Here is a 17,162-nt window from a genome sequence, read left to right on the forward strand (position 1 = left end):
CGGTCAGCCGACAAGCGCCTGATAGCTCAGCACACGCAGTTGGCGGCGCAGCGTATAGGCGCTCGAGGGAAGGAGCTGGGTCATCAGGATCACGGTCATTTCCTCGACCGGGTCCACCCAGAACGCCGTCGAGGCCATGCCGCCCCAAGCGTACTCTCCGGGTGAGCCGACGATCTTGGCCCGCGCCGGGTCCAGCATCACCGAAACCCCAAGGCCGAACCCGATCCCCTCGAACGTAGTTTCGCTGAAATGCGCCTGCCCACGGCTGGCCAGATCACCGCCCATGTGGTTCGTTACCATCAGATCAAAGGTCTTGCGGCCGAGCAACGACCCCCCGTCAAAAGCACCGCGCCGTAACAGCATCGTCGCGAAACGCTGGTAATCCGCCATTGTCGATACCAACCCACCCCCGCCGCTCTCGAGCGTCACCGGCGCGATGCAGCGATCTTGTTTCGCCGACGGACGGAAACCCCCGACACTGTGGTCATAGAGCGTGGCCAATTGGCTGACCTTTTGGTCGGGAACAGAAAACCCTGTATCTTCCATTCCCAGCGGATCGAATATCCGAGCCTTCAGGAAGGCGCCAAGCGTTTGCCCGCTGATGACTTCGATCAGATGGCCCAGAACATCGGTCGACAGACCGTAGAACCAGCGCTCGCCCGGATGAAAAGCCAGCGGAAACCCGGCCAGCGCATCGACGGCTTCCGCCATGGTGACAAAACTGCGGTCGAAATCGAGCCCGGCTGCCGAAAGGGCCTGTTCCAATGCATTCCCCTGCGGGTCGCCATAGATGATGCCGGCCTGATGGGTCAGCAGGTCATGGATGGTAATCTGGCGCCGCGCCGGCTCGGTCGCGTCCAGCGCATGGCCCGGCCCCTTCCATACTCGGGGCGCACCGAAGGCCGGCAGGAAATCGGCAACGGGCTGATCCAACTGGAACGCCCCTTCCTCATACAGCATCATCAGGGCGAGCGAGGTAACCGGTTTGGTCATCGAATAGATGCGCCAGATCGCATCGGGGGCGACGGGCCGGCGCGTAGCCGTGTCGGCATACCCCGCGCATTCGGAAAACGCGATTTCCCCCCGTCTTGCGATCTGGACGGCCAGACCGCTCAGCCGCCCCTCGCGGACATGGGCCTCCATCCACAGCGATATGCGCCGCAGGCGTTGCGGGTCAAAACCCGAGATTTGGTCGATGGGCACGGCGGCACCTCCGGTGGATTCTGGCTCCATCCTGCGCCCGTTCGATCAAGGCTTTCAAGCGTCCTATAATCACCCTATAACCAAACAATATTTATGCATGAGTTGGCCATGAGCACCCGACGCCTTCCACATCTGACCTGGCTGCGCGCTTTCGAAGCATCGGCGCGACATCTGAGTTTCACCAACGCCGCGCAGGAACTGAATCTGACCCAGGCCGCGATCAGCAAGCAGGTGAAGCTTCTGGAGCACTACCTGCGCGAACCTCTGTTCGAGCGCAAACCTCGCAGCCTGGTGCTGACCAAAGTCGGCGCGGCCTATCTGCCCAAGGTCCGCGACGGTTTCGAACGTCTGGCTGCGGGCACCGAAGAGGTCTTCGGGCTCAGGCGCTCCGAGGTGCTGACAGTGCGCGCGCCGGTCGGTTATTCCGTCAACTGGATCGCGCCCCGGCTTCAGGGTTTCTTTGATCGCCACCCTGATACCGAAGTCCGTCTGGTCTCCAGTGTCTGGGGCGACCAGTTCGACAACGAGCGATTTGACCTCGACATCCAGTATGGAACGGGACGCTGGCCGGGTTACAAGGCTGATCGACTGACGTGGGAAGTGATCAAACCCGTTTGCGCACCATCACTTCTGGAAGGCAAACATGCGATCAGGAAGCCGGCGGACCTTGCCCACCACCGTCTCCTGCATGTGCTTGGCTACGAGGAAGGCTGGGCCGATTGGCTGAGATACGCAAAGGCAAGTGGCATCAATTCGGGCCAGGGGCTGCAATTCGATACGTCACTGTTGGCATTCGAGTTTGCATCACGCGGTGGCGGGGTGGCATTGGCCCGCTCCTCGATGCTTGGCATCGAGACAGAGCGAGGTCGACTCGTCGAGCCATTCAGTATCGAAGCGCCTTTGCAGGAGGCCTTCCATCTCATTTCGCCAGAAACAGGTCGCGACCATCCGGATGCCCAGAAATTCCGGGACTGGTTGATCGAAACGGCTGAAAACGACCCGGAAAACAGACGAAACCGCGAGACTTACCGCGCCTGAAGCCGAACACCCGCATCGAGTCGAATGATCTCGCCGTTCAGCATCGGGTTCCGGATGATATCGACCGCGAGCCGACCGAATTCCGAGGGGTCCCCGAACCGGTTCGGAAACATGCGGCCATCCAGCAACCCGTCGATGACCTCTTGCGGAATGTGATCGGCAATTGGTGTCTTGAACAGACCCGGAGCAATCGTCATGACCCGGACACCCCGCGGCATGAATTCCCTTGCGGCCTGCAGGGTGAGGCTGGCGATTGCCCCCTTGGACGCCACATAGGCCCCCTGCCCGATTTGCCCTTCAACAGCGGTGATCGACCCCGTGTTGATGATGATCCCGCGCTCGCCATCCTCGTTCAGCGGCTCCAGCGCCATCATTCGGGCGGCGCATTTCGTCATGACGCTGACCGTTCCCATGAGGTTGACGTCGATGACCCGCGCAAAGGCGGCCATGTCCACCGGACCGTCGCGGCCGACAAGCCGCATGCCACCTGGGATACCAGCGCAGTTCACATTGATGCGGATCGGGCCGTTGTGCCCTTCGGCTTTTGCCAATGCTTCGGACACCGCGCCTGGGTCAGTAACGTCACAAGCGACACCCACCCCGCCGATCTCGTCGGCGACCTGTGACACCGTCTCTTCGTTCAGGTCCAGAATGGCGACCCTGGCGCCTGCCTTGGTCAAAGCCTCGGCGGCAGCCAGTCCCAACCCTGAAGCCCCGCCGGTAACCAGCGCGGAAAGACCGTCAACCTGCATCGTACATCACTCCTGTTTGTCGTGATGTGATAGCCCGGCGTCTCCCGATATTCACCCGACGAGTGTTTACCCTTTGGCCAACCAGAATTACTGGGGGGCTCATCAATCACAATGCCAGCAGCTCAAGTTCCCGAAAGGTCTTCGCGGTGGCACCAGATCGAGTGACCATCGGAAAACGTCCTGCGAGGCGGGGCAGCCTCTTCGCAAATGGGGCCAAGCCGCTTCGGACACCGCCGCTGGAAAGGGCATCCCTGTGCCGGCGGGCTGAGCTCGACCACATCACCTGCAGAAAGAGTGGGGGCAAAGTCCGGGTCGGGTTCCAGAACCGCTCCCAGCAGGACCTCGGTATAGGGATGCGAGACGGACCCGTAGACATCGCTGGTCGAGCCAAGTTCGCACAGGCGACCCTGATAGAGAACGGCGACCCTGTCGGACAGGGCCTTGACCACCGCAAGGTCGTGGCTGACGAAAATGTAGCTGGTGCTGTTGTCACGCCTCAGATCGTCAAGCAGTTCCAGAACTGCCGCCTGTACTGATACGTCGAGCGCCGATGTGATCTCGTCGCAAAGAACCAGTTCGGGCTGTGCGGCGAATGCACGCGCCACGGCGACGCGCTGTTTCTCACCGCCTGAAAGCTGGCTAGGCAACCGATCCAGATAATGCGCGCCGAGGCGCACCTGTTCCAGCAACGCGGCAGACCTATCCAGCAGGTCCTGCCCGCTCAGGCCAAAATAAAGCTTTAGCGGCTGAGCCAGGATTTGCGCGATCGTCTGACGCGGGTTCAGGCTTTCGTCGGGGTTCTGAAAAATCAGCTGAACCTGGCGAAGATGCTGGCCAGCGCGGTCCTCGACCCGGGGTGGAAGATCGTCTTGTCCTTTCAGCATGACCCGTCCGGACAGGGGCGGAAGCAACCCGGCGATCGACTTCAGGATGGTCGACTTGCCTGAACCGCTCTCTCCGACCAGTCCTAGGGTTTCTCCGCGGCGCAGCGCAATGTTAATCCCGTCCACGGTTGCAACGGCTTGTGTTTCGCGCCTCAGCAGACGCTCAAGTAGGCCAGGCACAGCATAAGAAATGGCCATGTCTTGAAGGTCGAGTGAAAGCGCGTCCGGCAACGACCGCTCGCCAGCCTCGCGTTCACCGGTCAGGGGGATAGAGCGGACCTGTTCGGGAAGGTGACAGCGCGTGCGCGACCCGCCAGAGGTCTCCCGCAGGTCTGGACGCTCCGCCTTGCATCGGTCCGCAGCGATGGCGCAGCGTGTGGCAAAGGCGCATCCGCTTCCCGCCTGCCCCGGCGCTGGCGGGCGCCCGTCAAGCGCCCGCGGCAGGCACTTGTCTGAGAGTTTTGGAATGGAGGCCAGCAACCCGCGCGCATAGGGGTGATCCGGATCGCGCAGCACCTGGCAGGCGGTGCCTTCCAGCACGATCTCGCCTGCGTACATGACCACGACATGGTCGCAGACGCGCGCTATGGCCCCAAGGTCATGGCTGACATAGACCATCGCCATACCTGTGTCGCGGGCAAGATCGCGCAGGAGTTCCAGTATATGTGCCTGCGTCGTCACATCGAGACCAGTGGTCGGTTCGTCCAGCAGCAGTGCTTCGGGTTCACCTGCCAGTGCCATGGCGATGGCGACCCGCTGTTGTTGTCCACCGGACAACTCATGCGGATACCGCCTGGCGATCGCGGTAGGATCAGGCAGGCGAACCTGTGCCAGCAATTCGACCACGCGGGCCTCGTGTTTGGCTTCGGGCAAGGCGCTGTGAAGCCGCAAAGCTTCCCGGATCTGGGCGCCAACCCGAAGGCTCGGTGTCAGCGACTGGCCAGAGTTTTGCGGGATCAGCGCAAGCCGCCCCCCGCGGATGCGTTCCAACGCGCGACGGTCCTGGGCGAACATGTCCGTCCCATTGAAGCTTGCACTGCCGTCCAGAACCTTCAGGCCGGTCTTGAGATACCCCATCATGGCCAGTGCAAGGGTGCTTTTTCCCGACCCGCTTTCGCCCACAAGACCGATGCTTTCCCCGGCAGCCACCGATACGCTGATATTGCGCAGCACTGGCTGCATCCCGCCGGCGCGTCCCCGAAATCCGATGCTGAGGTTCTCGACCGAGATCACGGTCTTTGACAGTTCCGCTTGCTGCATCATACCGGAGCCTTCTGTGCGCGGTCGATGCCAAGTGCCTTGGCCAGTGCATCCGCGGTCAGGTTGATGCCGATGATCAATGAGGACAGGCCGACCATTGGCGCGAGAACCCCGAGAGGAGAGAATGACATAAAGCCGCGTGCGTCGGCGATCATGAGCCCCCAGTCCGGCGCGGGTGGCGATACGCCGAAGCCCAGGAAGGACAGCGACGAAAAAGCCAGGAGCATCCAGGACCAGCGCATCGCACCTTCGACAAGCAGCGCGTCGCGCACGTTCGGCAACAACTCGCGCCAGATGATCGAGAAACGACCATGGCCGCGCGCACGGGCGGCTTGCACGAAATCACGGGCCACCACGTCATGCGTCGCTGCGCGCGCAATTCGAATGACCGGGATGCCATAGAAGAACGCCAGCGTCGGGATCAGCACTTCGGTGCCGGTTCCGAAAGTGACGATCAAGACCAGCATCTTGAGAATCCACGGCAACGACAGGAAGGCATCGACGACGCGCATCAGGACCTCGTCCAGACGCCCGCCCGTCAAACCAACGAAGACCCCGACCAATCCGCCCCAAAGGACCGCCAGCGGCGTGGCGATGCCTGTGACCAAGATGGCTTCGCGCCCGCCAAGCAGAGTTCTTGTCAGTGTATCCCGCCCAAGATGGTCTGTGCCCAACCAATGCTCGGATGTAGGCCCCGATAGCATCAAGCCCGCGTTCATTTCCGTGTAGTCGAAAGGAACGATCCACGGGCCGATCAGCGCCAGAACAAGATGTGCGATGACAAGGGCAAGTCCGATCGCACCCGATGGCCGGGCAGAGATGTCCCTGAGGACGGCCAGAAACCTCTGGATTGGGCCGGGGCGTCGATATGTTGAAATGTGTGCCATGATTTATTTCCCGCGCATATGGGCAGTGCGCAGGCGCGGATTGGCGATCATCGTCAGAAGATCGGCCAGAAGGTTCACACCGACGTAGACCGAAGCGATGATCAGAGCGATGGCCTGGGTGACCGGGAGGTCGCGGTCCGAGATGCTGTCAATCATCATCCTGCCAAGACCAGGATAGTTGAACACGGTCTCGATCACCACCACGCCGCCAAGAAGCCAGGCGATGGTCAGCGCGACCACGTTGATCGTCGGCAAAAGAGCATTCGGCAGGATATGCCGAAACACGATCTGCCAATAGGGAACACCTTTCAGGAGAGCCATCTGCGAATAGTCGGACGCCAGGGTTTCGATCACCGACGACCGAACAGTCCGCAGAATATGAGCTGTCATCACCAGTGTCAGTACACCGATGGGCAACAGCACTTCGGGGAAGAACTCGGCCAGAGGCGCGTTCGCCGACGTTAAAACGATGCCTGGCACCCAGCCAAGCCAGACAGAGAACACTAGGATCATCAAGGTTGCGGAAACGAATTCGGGGATGGTCATCGCGGCGATTGCGGTCGTGGATACGATGATATCCGCGGGCCTGTCGCGCCACAGCGCGGCAACGATGCCAAGAAACAGCGCAAGAGGGATTCCGACCAGCATTGCGCCGGAAGCCAGCAAAAGCGTGTTGCGCAAGCGATAACCGACCAGCTCGGATATCTGCTTTTGCCCGCTGGCCGAAACGCCGAAGTCACCACGCAGGGCATTTCCGGCCCATTCCGAATAGCGGGTGATGGCCGGACGATCGAGGCCCAGATCCTGTCGGCAATTCTCAAGCAGTTTGCCCTGTGCCTCGCGTTCGAGAAAGGCGGTACAGGCATCACCAGGCAGCATTTCGACGCCGGCGAAAATGATGATCGAGACAAGCCAGACGGTGATGGCCCCGAGGCCCAGCCGTCGCAGGAGCATGGAAAGCATGTGCTGAATCCGTTCAGGCAGGAATGACACGGGCGTCACTCACGCCCCTGCCCCTATCGTTCAGTTCACTGTCACAAGGTGCCAGCGCACCGAGTTGTTTTCGACAGCGTCAAGGTTTTCCACCCGGGAGGACGTGCCGACCAGCCGCGTCACGTGGTACGGGATCAGAGTGCCAGCGGTTTCCCAAAGATGCTCCTGTGCCTGAACATACAGGGCGCGACGCGCGTCAAAGTCGAGTTCCTGACGCGCCTGAGACAGGAGCGCGTCGAAATCGGCATCCTTGTAGTAGCTTTCGTTCCACTTGGCGGTGCTGAGGTAAATCTCGTTCAGCGCCTGATCCGCCGGACGCTCGTTCCAGCGCGTGGTCACTGCATCCTTTTGCATCCAGACATCGCTCCAGAACCCGTCTGACGGCACCTGGACGATATTGACCCGGATGCCGGCCGCGGCCGCTTGGTTCTGATAGACCTCGGCCAGAACGGGCCATGTCGGTTCGAGCGTGGCGACATGCAGATCGATGTCCAGCCCATCAGGATAGCCCGCCTCTGCCAGCAGCGCCTTCGCGCGGTCGATATCCTGCCCGCAATCGATATCAGCGCGGTAATGGTCGCGCGGACCAACAGGGGTGTCGCAGGAAACCACCGCTCCGCCGCCCATGACCAAGTCCACCATGCCCTGACGGTCGGCGGCAAGGCGAAGCGCCATGCGCACACGGACATCGTCGAACGGTGCGACGTCCGTCCGGAACACCAGACCGCGCCAGTTGCCGGTCGGAATCGTCTGGATTTCGAACTTGTCGGACCCAGACAGCATAACGCTTTGCTGCGCCGTGATACCGCGTTCCATGTCGATCTGCCCGCCGAGCAATGCCTGCAAGCGCGCCTGCGCATCGGGAATGCCGATGATTTCCATTTCGGCGACACCCGGGGCGCCTTCGAAATAGTCCATGTTTGCTTCGAGCTTTGTCACACCCTCGGCGTCAAAGCTGACCAGTCGGAAAGGACCGGTGCCGATACCTGTCGCTGCAATCGTGTCACCCGAATCTTCGGGGATCATCCGCAGACGATAGTCCATCAGCAAAAGCGGAAGGTCGGCAAAGGAATTGTCCAGAGTCAGCTTGACGGTGTCCCCGTCCACGGCCTCGACCTTGTTGATCATGGCAATGGCCGATCGTGCCGGGCTGTCCATCTCGGGGTCAAGGACGCGTTCCAGGGAATAGACCACGTCCTCGGACCCGAAGGTCGTGCCGTCGTGGAACGTGACTCCGTTCCGAAGTTCCAGCGTCCATTCCGTTGCATCCTCGTTCGCCGACCAGCTGACAGCCAGATCCGGCGAAGGGCGTCCGTCCATGTCGGGCCGGACAAGGCGGCTCATGATCTTTTCGGTGATCTGGAACACCCGACCCTTCGAAATCGAGTCAAGGCTCGAAGCCGCGCCCGATCCGACCTCGTGCGCCTGCCGGAAAACTCCGGTTGGTTCGGCCCAGGCCATTGAAGCCGTTAGCGCCAGCCCGGATACCATTCCTAGAAAAATTTTCATTTGTAGTCCTCCCTTTGGCGGCCCTCCAGTCCAAAGCGCTCAGGCGGAGAAACCTGCCCAACAGTCCCGCCCGGCCAGCCGCTTGGTCAAACGAAAAAAAGGGAGGGTATGGATGAAACAAAGTTGATCCATGCTTGTCGCAAAATCGGTTTGCGAAAAGCGCTTGCCTACCTACTGATTGACTACCAAATCAGATTCAAGGGGTCGGTATATGCGCCAGGGGCAGATCATCCTTTCCATTGGCGGAGGCGGCTTTACTCATGGAACTGACCCGGATCTGGACGATTTCTGTCTGCAATTTCTGCCCTCACGACCCGCTATCGGCTACCTGGGTTGGGCAAACAAAGATGATGAAACCCGGCTCTTGCGGTTCTACGCGCGATTTGAACACCAGGCAGGATCACTGTCCCACTTGCCTCTGGGGGCGTCACCTGCTCAGGTCCGTGCATGGGTTCAGGGCAAAGACCTGATATATCTGGGGGGTGGAAACACCTCGGATTTGATCGCAGCAATCCAGGCCGCCGGAGCCCTTCCTATACTGCAATCTGCCAACAATGCGGGTTGTGTCCTCGCTGGTGTCAGCGCTGGCGGTGTCTGCTGGTTCGACTGGATCCTGTCCGATTCAGGCGGGCGCGGCTACGAACCGATTGCCGGGCTATCGTTGGCCAAGGGAGGTATATGCCCACACTTCAGTTCGGAACCTGACCGCAAGGCCAAGTTTGAGCATTCGCTTCTGGAACGTCGAGGCGGCACAGCGATTGCCGTGGATGACAGCGCCTGCCTGGTCACACTGAACGGCATTGCGCGAAGCTATTTCTCGGCGCGATCGGACCGTGCCGCGCATAGCCTTGCCGTGCAGGCGGGATTCTTTACGTACAACCGATTGCCAGAGTTCTCGGCGGATTGCGTCTAAAGACTGCGCGCGCTGCCGATCTCGGCTTCGAACCATTCACAAACCGTCCGGATTGCCGTGGACTCCCGCGCCTTCGAGCGCTCCAAAAGGTGAAAGGCACGTGTCGGGTTCAGGTCGATGTCAAAGGGCTTGATCAATTGTCCTTTGGCGACATCACCGTCCATGAAAGGAAAAACACCCAGAGCGACGCCCTGCCCGTCTTTCACCGCACGCTGAACCATGTTGGAATCGACAACCGTGAATTCGCTTTCGATTTCCACGTTCGGACAGCCGGCCAATGCGAACCAGTTGTGCCATTCGCTATGATCGTGCTGATGGATTATCGTAAGGCCCGCCAACTGTGCAGGATGTGTCAGGGTGCCGACTTGCTCTGCCAGTTCCGGGCTTATGATCGGTGAATAGCGCGCGTCGAGTAGTCTGGTCGACACGAGGCCACGCCAGTCGCCGAAACCCCAGTCAACGGCAAGATCGGTCTGGAGTTGTTTTGCGTCGGTTATGCGGGATCCATGATGCACCAGAAGCTCGATCCTCGGGTGCTCCTTGCCAAACCGGGCCAACCGTGGCCCCAGCCAGCGGGATCCGAAAATCGGGCCGACTGCTATCGACACCGTGCGGCGCGGTTGCGCCACGTGTCGTTCGACTTCACTCCGGATATCATCGAAAGCGCGAGAAAGCACCTTCGAGAGCGAGCTTCCCTTCTCGGTAAGGCTGACTGCGCGCGTGTGGCGATGAAATAGCTTGAAACCCCAGTCCTTCTCCAGTTGCCGGATCTGATTGCTGACCGTTGTAGTGCTGACACACAGTTCTTCGGCCGCAGCCTTGAAACTCAGGTGCCGCGCCGCGGACTCAAAGGTTCGAAGCGCCGTCAGAGGCAGTCTTCTCGACGATCGAGTCACAATAATCCCCGTCATAGATGAAAATTATGCAATCCATAGCGCTCGGAAATCTCGTTTGTCAAAGACAATACAAGGCAAGACCTTCGACCTATTGGAAACACGTGGCCCTGTCCGGACCGGGTCGCGCAACTTGGGTGCTGTGCCATGAAAATCGCTATCTTCGGCGCCGGAGCGATGGGATCGGTCTACGCTGCGCGGTTCGCAGAGGCTGGCCTTGACGTCATTGCCGTTGATCTCTGGGCCGATCACATCGCAGCAATCGCCAAATCCGGGCTGCGTCTGGAAGGCCCGGATGGTGATCGGGTTGTTTCGGGCATCACGGCTTCGACAGACGTGGCGCATGCGCGGGGCGCCGGGCTTTTTGTCATCGCAACCAAGGCGGCAGGTGTTGCCGACGCGGCACGCGCTGTCCGGGGAGTAATGGCACCCGGAGCGACTGTGCTAACAATCCAGAACGGGCTTGGTGCCGGGGAAAGGCTTCGCGAGCATCTGCCGGAAAGCGCAATCCTTCTGGGCGTCGCTGACGGGTTCGGGGCCTCGATTCCAGGGCCGGGTCATGTGCGCCATACCGCGATGAAAATGATCCGGCTCGGCGAGCTTACAGGCGGCGAGACGGACCGGCTGGGTAGGGTTGTGGACATCTGGACGCGGGCCGGATTCCAAGTGCAGGCCTTTGCCGACATCCATCAACTGGTTTGGGAAAAGCTCCTGTGCAATGTGACCCTGTCGGCTCCCTGCACCGTGCACGACTGCACCGTGGGCGAATTGATGGACAGCCCCGCATTCTGGTCCGAGGCGCTCGCCGCCATGTCAGAGGCTTATGCCTGCGGCATGGCACGCGGCGTTGCGTTTTCCTTCGACGACCCCAAGGCCTATGTCACGGCCTTCGCCGAACTTGTCCGCCACGCCAGCCCGTCCATGCGCCTCGATCATCTTGCTGGTCGCGCTTCGGAAATCGACTTTATCAACGGGGCGATCCCCCCACTTGGCCGGCAATATGGGATCGCGACCCCCGTCAACGACAGGCTGAGCGCCGAGGTGCGCGCGCGTGAGGCTGCATTCGAGGGGGCGTCAAGATGAGGATCGCCAGCTTCCTGGTGGAAGGCCAACCAACCTATGGGCTTGTCACTCCCGCAGGCATCAAGCCTGTGTCGTCCATGTTTGCGGCGCAATTCCCAGAACTTCGTTCGGTGCTGGCGGCGGGCAAGCTGGCTGATATCCCGGACAATTGCCAGTCAACCGCGTTCGATCCGGAAGACCTTGTCTACCTGCCGCCTGTTCCCGCTCCGTCCAAAATACTCTGCGTCGGGCTGAACTATCGCAAGCCCTACCCGGTTGCCGGGCAAACCGTTCAAGCCGACAACATCGTAATCTTCGGCCGCCACGACGATACGCTGATCAGCCACGCAGCTCCGCTTGAGATGCCCAGGGGCGAGGCGGCGGCAACTTTCGACTTCGAAGGCGAGATTGTCGCGGTTATCGGCAAGACCTGCCGCCATGTAACCGAGGTCGACGCGCTTTCATATGTCGCCGGCTTTTCCTGCATGAACGAGGGGTCGGTTCGAGGCTGGCAAAGACATTCCGTCCATGCCGGCAAGAATTTCTTTGCGTCTGGTTCCTGGGGGCCATGGCTGACCACGGCGGACGAAGCCGGACCGATCGAGAAGATGGCTCTCGTGACGCGCGTAAACGGGACGGTCATGCAGCAGGCGACCGGGGCAGACATGATTCATCCCCTGCCGAAACTGATTGCATATTTGTCGAGCATCACCCGGCTCAACCCCGGCGACGTGATCGCAACCGGCTCTCCGGACGGGACCGGCGGTAGCCGAACACCACCTGCCTTCTTGAAACCTGGCGATGTGATCGAGGTCGAAGTCACGACCATTGGCACGTTGCGCAATCATGTGGCCGAATGACCGGCTTCGGAACAAGGACGACATCCATGCATCCCGATCTCAAAAAACTCCGTTTCTCGGTGAAACCCTTCCCGGTTGAAGGGAACCGCCCCGTCGAACTTGCCCGAACAATGGCCGTTCATCCGTTGACCTACCAGGAACTGCCCTTTGAGCCGGAATACTCTCTTTACGCTGGTCGCCTGACCCCGGAGAAATTGACCAATGCCACACCTGACGAGATGTACTGGGCGGCTCGGCAGGGTATCATTCTGCGGCACACCGGCGAACACCCGTTCGAGATCGCGGGGCCCGATGCGCTGAAACTCCTGCAACGGATTTTTCCGCGCGATGTGTCCAAAGTGAAGACCGGACGCTGCTCCTACCAGTTTGCCTGTTACCACGATGGGGGCATGATCACCGATGGGCTGCTTCTGCGCGTGGCAGATGACCGTTTCTGGTTCGCGCAGGCCGATGGCGATCTCTTCTCGTGGTACATGGCACATGCCGCCGGTCTGGATGTCACGATCAGCGACCCCGAGGTCTGGGTCAGCCAGATCCAGGGACCCCATTCCATGAAGCTGCTGGCACATCTGCTGGATGGTCCGATGCCGGACCCCTGGCGCTATTTCGACTGGGCCGAGGTGAGCATGGCCGGGCAGAAGGTCATCATCAGCCGCACGGGGTTTACCAACGAACTGGGATGGGAAATCTACTTCCGCCCCGAAAACAACATCGAAATGCTGGGTGATCTGATCCTCGCCGAAGGCACAAAGATGGGTATGCTACTGACCGCGACGCCCGGGTTCCGGGGCCGCCGGATCGAGGCGGGGCTCTTGTCGGCGGGCCAGGATTTCACCCGGCACACGACACCGTTTTCTGTCGGCCTCGGCAAGTTCATCGACTTCGACTGTGGTGAATTTATCGGGCGCGATGCGCTTCTTGCGGCCGACCGAACCTGCCGCACCTGGGGACTTCGAGTCGAGGGCAGCATCGCCTTGCGCGGGCGAACCTTGTATCAGTGTGGGCAACAGATCGGGCGGGTGACTTCGAGCACCTGGTCCCCATATCAGGTTTGCGGCATCGGTATCGTTCATCTCGACCAGGATGCGCAGGGGCCGGGGACAATTGTTGAGGTTGAATGCACCGATGGGGAGCGCCACCGCGGCGAACTCTGTACCCTGCCGATGTATGATCCGAAGGGTGAAATCGTCCGTGGCATCAATACGACCATCCCGGACGGCCCGAATCCATGGGCGGGCGTAGGGCATGACCTTGCAACTGTCCAAAGCGCCTGATCGGCAAAGCTAGAAAGATGGCGGGTTCCCCGGAATTGCGGAACGTGTCGCTTGTCGATCGTTTCGACCTGAGCAAGAAAACCGTCCTGTTGTCCGGAACGCAGGCCCTGGTCCGTGCGACCCTGATGCAACGCGCCCGTGATGCGGCAGCGGGGCTTGATACGGCGGGTTATGTGACAGGCTACCGTGGGTCGCCCCTTGGAGCCGTTGACGAGGCGTTTAGAAAAGCGGCCCCGCTGCTGGAGCCTGCTCACATCAGATTCCAAGCTGGGCTGAACGAAGATCTTGCCGCAACGGCCTTGTGGGGTACCCAACAGGCTGAATTGCGCGGAGAAGGTCTGCACAAGGGGGTATTCGGGCTTTGGTACGGTAAAGGCCCCGGCGTCGACAGGTCAGGAGACGTTTTCCGCCACGCGAACCTGGCGGGCACGTCCCCGCTGGGAGGAATCCTGGTCGCAGCGGGCGACGACCATACCTGTGAAAGCTCGACGACGTGCCATCAATCCGAACTCGCACTCATTGACGCCATGATCCCGATTCTGTCGCCAGCTGGTGTGCAGGAGTTGCTTGATTTCAGTTTGCACGGTTGGGCGCTGAGCCGGTTCAGTGGGTGCTGGGTCGGCCTCAAATCGGTGAAGGATACGATTGACGCGACCGCCGTCGTCAATGGCGACCCTTTCCGCGTCGACATCAAACTCCCCAAGACACTTGACGGGTCCGACCTCAGCATTCGTTTGGGTGACACGCCGCAGAGCCAAGAAGCCCGACTGCACCAAGCCAAGATTCCGGCTGTTCAAGCCTATGCCCGGGAAAACCGGATCGACCGGCGCGTGCACGGAGTGCCCGGCGCTCGAGTTGGATTGGTCGCCTCGGGCAAGAGTTGGCTCGACCTTATTCACGCACTCGAACTGCTTGATCTGGACGATGATGCACTGCAGCAAATCGAGGTTACCACCTACAAGGTTGGTATGGTCTGGCCACTCGAGCCCCAATGTTTGAAGGAATGGAGTGCCGGCCTAGATCACGTCATCGTTGTAGAGGAAAAGCGTCCAGTCCTGGAACCCCAGGTTCGGGAAATCGTGCCTGTTGGGACAACAGTGCTGGGCAGCAAAGATAAGAACGGCCTACCCCTGTTTCGCTCCATCCTCGACCTTGACCCGTCAAGAATTGCGATAGCTCTCGTGCAGGTCTTTGAACAGATCGGCGTCAAGACGGGCCCCCTCCTGGAGCGCGCCGCAGTCCTGCGCAATCTGGCACCTGATGATACGATCCACGATGCAGTGGAACGCAAGCCTTGGTTCTGTGCGGGTTGTCCCCATAACAGTTCCACCCGCCTGCCAGAGCGGGCTCGTGCATATGCCGGCATTGGCTGCCACTACATGGCGCAATGGATGGACCGAGAGACCAGCGGTCATACGCACATGGGCGGTGAAGGGGCTAACTGGGTGGGGGAGGCTCTTTTCTCGAAACGTGCACATGTTTTCCAGAACATGGGCGATGGCACCTACAACCACTCCGGCAATCAGGCGATCAGGGCTGCGGTCTACGCGGGCACGAACATCACGTTCAAGATCCTCTACAATGATGCCGTTGCTATGACGGGTGGTCAGCAACACGAAGGCGCCATGACCCCCTATCAAATTGGGGCGGAGTTGCTGGCCTTCGGGGTCAAGAAAGTTGTGGCTGTCATCGACGAAAAAGAACCTATGCCACGGCTACCGTCGGGGATTGAAGTCAGATCACGCGATCAACTCAACAGCGTGCAGCAAGACTTGCAAGGCATCAAGGGCGTGACAGCGATCCTCTACATTCAGACATGCGCTGCGGAGAAAAGAAGACGCCGAAAGCGTGGCAAGTTGGCTGATCCGGATCAGATGGTCATCATCAATCCGTCGTTTATTAGCGATACCTTAAATTGCAAACGGCCCGATTTCATGCCCCTGATAGGCTACGCCCGTGTTTCCACAAAGGATCAGACCCCCCTGCCCCAGTCTGAGGCCCTGCAAACTGCGGGTTGCGTCGAGATCTTTGAAGAGCACGCCTCGGGCGGCAATCGCGCGCGACCGGTGCTGGCACGCGTGCTCGAACGCGTCCAGAGCGGCGATACGCTGGTCGTTGTGCGGATCGACCGGCTTGCGCGGTCTCTGTCGCACTTGCTGGAGGTGATCGAACGTCTGGAGGCCAAGGGCGCCTTCTTCCGCTCCCTGCAGGATCCCATCGACACCGCATCCCCGCAAGGCAAGTTCACGCTGCAGGTTCTGGGTGCCGCGGCCGAGTTCGAGCGCGCTCTGATCCGCGAACGCACCAAGGCCGGGCTTGCCTCTGCGCGCGCCAAAGGGCGCGTTGGTGGCAATCCTGGGCTACGCGCCAAGGATCCCGCCGCGCTGCGCAAGGTGCGGCTTGCGCGACAGGACGGCTATATGGAGCGCCTCAACGAGACCGCGCAGGATTGGGTGCCCCATGTGCGCCGCTTGCGGCCGGATATGGCCTGGGAAGACCTGCTGCGGATCATCAATGGCCCCCTGTCCCCAGATCGCCATTGGACACAAAGCCGACTGCTCCGCGCTGTGAAGGCATATGTGCGCGACGGGTTCCTTCCTGCCGAGGTGCTTGGGCGCGCCGGACGCCGCGAAACCAATGACCGCCTGCCGGCCATCGTCGCAGCGATCAAAGGCGCGGACCCCGAAATCACGCTGCAGGCGATCTGCGACCGGCTGGAATCGATGCGCGAACGGACCCCTCGAGGTCGTACCAGCTGGCAGCCGTCGTCCGTGAGAATGCTGCTGGAACGCGCGGAGAAGTTGGGCTTGCTGGAGTGCGAGCAATAAACACAACCTTGCAAATCTTCCAACTCATGGAACAATTTCAAGGTTGCAGCCCATTTTCTGGTCAGGTGAATGGATTCACGACGCGTAACTGATCTTCGACCAGCAATCCGTCGTGCATATCTTCGCTCCATAACGTCGTGCATCCAGCAATAAGAGCGGCTGACACAATCATCGCGTCATAGACCGAAAGCTGGTACTTTTCTGCCAACGCTCGGCCCACCAGATGGGTTTGCACTGTCAGGTCCTCGACTGGACACAAGGATTGTACCCCTGCGAGAAAAGCGCCGGTCTCCTCCCAACTGAGACCGGCTTTCCTCCGGCAATTGACCATCGCTTCGTTCAGGACCTGCACACTGATCCGCGGCCCTTGCCCCAGGATGTCTTCCGCCCGATCCGCCTTTGGGCCGTCATCAAGAAGGTAAAGGACGACATTTGTATCCGCGAATTCAGCGCTCATGCGCAGCGTCGCGGCTCAGGCGTGCGTCCTTGGATAGCTTTCCGCGAAACCGCCTTAGCCCTTGCAGGACTTCATCGGCGCGAGGTTGGCGCTGGACAAGCAAAGTACCGTCGTCCTTTATCAGATCGATTTGGTCACCCTCTTTGAGGCCAAGTTCGCGCACAAGATCGGCAGGCAGCCGGACCGCGAGCGAATTCCCCCATTTTGCAACTTGCATAGTGTCGTTCCTCCAAGTGGATATACGATCCTATATGTATATCATCCTGCCGCAATTGCCAAGATCAGCATTCGACGACGACGGCGAACGTGCTTGTGTTTCGACGGTGAGCTCACACAAGATGTGGAAAAA

At 60.3% G+C, this 17,162-nt stretch carries 15 protein-coding genes and 1 pseudogene; 7 read left to right on the plus strand and 9 right to left on the minus strand.

Annotation, left to right across the window (positions count from 1 at the left end; genetic code table 11):
• Nucleotides 1-3 precede the first annotated feature (3 nt).
• Nucleotides 4-1,203, minus strand: coding sequence for a serine hydrolase domain-containing protein (locus VWY75_RS01155; protein WP_416538581.1), 1,200 nt, complete (start codon nt 1,201-1,203; stop codon nt 4-6).
• Nucleotides 1,204-1,296: 93 nt separating this feature from the next.
• On the opposite strand from VWY75_RS01155, the gene gcvA reads away from it, so the two are divergent.
• A complete protein-coding gene (gene gcvA, locus VWY75_RS01160; RefSeq protein ID WP_416541592.1) occupies nt 1,297-2,241 on the plus strand; it encodes a transcriptional regulator GcvA in 945 nt (314 codons plus the stop codon).
• Here gcvA and VWY75_RS01165 read toward each other — a convergent pair.
• The 5 genes from VWY75_RS01165 to VWY75_RS01185 all read right to left on the minus strand — a co-directional run bounded on the left by VWY75_RS01165 (nt 2,229) and on the right by VWY75_RS01185 (nt 8,526).
• Nucleotides 2,229-2,993 carry an SDR family NAD(P)-dependent oxidoreductase gene (locus tag VWY75_RS01165; RefSeq protein WP_416538582.1) on the minus strand — a complete coding sequence of 255 codons (765 nt, stop codon included), beginning with the start codon at nt 2,991-2,993 and terminating at the stop codon, nt 2,229-2,231. The genes gcvA and VWY75_RS01165 overlap by 13 nt on opposite strands.
• 122 nt (nt 2,994-3,115) lie before the next feature.
• Nucleotides 3,116-5,140, minus strand: coding sequence for a dipeptide ABC transporter ATP-binding protein (locus VWY75_RS01170; RefSeq protein WP_416538583.1), 2,025 nt, complete (start codon nt 5,138-5,140; stop codon nt 3,116-3,118).
• On the minus strand, nt 5,137-6,024 hold the full coding sequence (locus VWY75_RS01175; protein ID WP_416538584.1) for an ABC transporter permease: 888 nt from the start codon (nt 6,022-6,024) through the stop codon (nt 5,137-5,139). Before VWY75_RS01175 ends, VWY75_RS01170 begins: the two co-directional genes overlap by 4 nt.
• Before the next feature lie 3 nt (nt 6,025-6,027).
• Nucleotides 6,028-6,987 (minus strand): ABC transporter permease, encoded by a 960-nt coding sequence (locus VWY75_RS01180; protein ID WP_416538585.1) that lies wholly within the window; start codon nt 6,985-6,987, stop codon nt 6,028-6,030.
• A gap of 60 nt (nt 6,988-7,047) precedes the next feature.
• Nucleotides 7,048-8,526 carry an ABC transporter substrate-binding protein gene (locus VWY75_RS01185; RefSeq protein ID WP_416538586.1) on the minus strand — a complete coding sequence of 493 codons (1,479 nt, stop codon included), beginning with the start codon at nt 8,524-8,526 and terminating at the stop codon, nt 7,048-7,050.
• Nucleotides 8,527-8,737: 211 nt separating this feature from the next.
• On the opposite strand from VWY75_RS01185, the gene VWY75_RS01190 reads away from it, so the two are divergent.
• Nucleotides 8,738-9,439, plus strand: coding sequence for a Type 1 glutamine amidotransferase-like domain-containing protein (locus tag VWY75_RS01190; protein WP_416538587.1), 702 nt, complete (start codon nt 8,738-8,740; stop codon nt 9,437-9,439).
• On the opposite strand, the gene VWY75_RS01195 is transcribed toward VWY75_RS01190, so the two are convergent.
• On the minus strand, nt 9,436-10,350 hold the full coding sequence (locus VWY75_RS01195; RefSeq protein WP_416538588.1) for a LysR substrate-binding domain-containing protein: 915 nt from the start codon (nt 10,348-10,350) through the stop codon (nt 9,436-9,438). The two genes, VWY75_RS01190 and VWY75_RS01195, sit on opposite strands and share 4 nt — an antisense overlap.
• Before the next feature lie 129 nt (nt 10,351-10,479).
• On the opposite strand from VWY75_RS01195, the gene VWY75_RS01200 reads away from it, so the two are divergent.
• From VWY75_RS01200 to VWY75_RS01220, 5 genes and pseudogenes are all read left to right on the plus strand, one after another.
• On the plus strand, nt 10,480-11,415 hold the full coding sequence (locus VWY75_RS01200; RefSeq protein WP_416538589.1) for a ketopantoate reductase family protein: 936 nt from the start codon (nt 10,480-10,482) through the stop codon (nt 11,413-11,415).
• Nucleotides 11,412-12,254 (plus strand): fumarylacetoacetate hydrolase family protein, encoded by an 843-nt coding sequence (locus VWY75_RS01205; protein ID WP_416538590.1) that lies wholly within the window; start codon nt 11,412-11,414, stop codon nt 12,252-12,254. The genes VWY75_RS01200 and VWY75_RS01205 overlap by 4 nt, the downstream gene beginning before the upstream one ends.
• 26 nt (nt 12,255-12,280) lie before the next feature.
• Entirely contained in the window at nt 12,281-13,528 is a 1,248-nt protein-coding gene (locus VWY75_RS01210; RefSeq protein ID WP_416538591.1) for an aminomethyltransferase family protein, read from the plus strand.
• Nucleotides 13,529-13,545: 17 nt separating this feature from the next.
• Nucleotides 13,546-15,411, plus strand: a pseudogene (locus VWY75_RS01215) (thiamine pyrophosphate-dependent enzyme); the annotation flags it as partial.
• A 51-nt stretch (nt 15,412-15,462) separates the two neighbouring features.
• Nucleotides 15,463-16,356, plus strand: coding sequence for a recombinase family protein (locus VWY75_RS01220; RefSeq protein WP_416538604.1), 894 nt, complete (start codon nt 15,463-15,465; stop codon nt 16,354-16,356).
• 61 nt (nt 16,357-16,417) lie between these two features.
• On the opposite strand, the gene VWY75_RS01225 is transcribed toward VWY75_RS01220, so the two are convergent.
• Both VWY75_RS01225 and VWY75_RS01230 read right to left on the minus strand, forming a co-directional pair.
• Nucleotides 16,418-16,813 (minus strand): PIN domain-containing protein, encoded by a 396-nt coding sequence (locus VWY75_RS01225; protein ID WP_416538592.1) that lies wholly within the window; start codon nt 16,811-16,813, stop codon nt 16,418-16,420.
• Nucleotides 16,803-17,030 (minus strand): AbrB/MazE/SpoVT family DNA-binding domain-containing protein, encoded by a 228-nt coding sequence (locus VWY75_RS01230; protein ID WP_055296342.1) that lies wholly within the window; start codon nt 17,028-17,030, stop codon nt 16,803-16,805. Before VWY75_RS01230 ends, VWY75_RS01225 begins: the two co-directional genes overlap by 11 nt.
• Nucleotides 17,031-17,162: the final 132 nt, after the last annotated feature.

The organism is Phaeobacter sp. JH20_08 (assembly GCF_048056635.1).
Lineage (GTDB): Bacteria > Pseudomonadota > Alphaproteobacteria > Rhodobacterales > Rhodobacteraceae > Phaeobacter > Phaeobacter bryozoorum.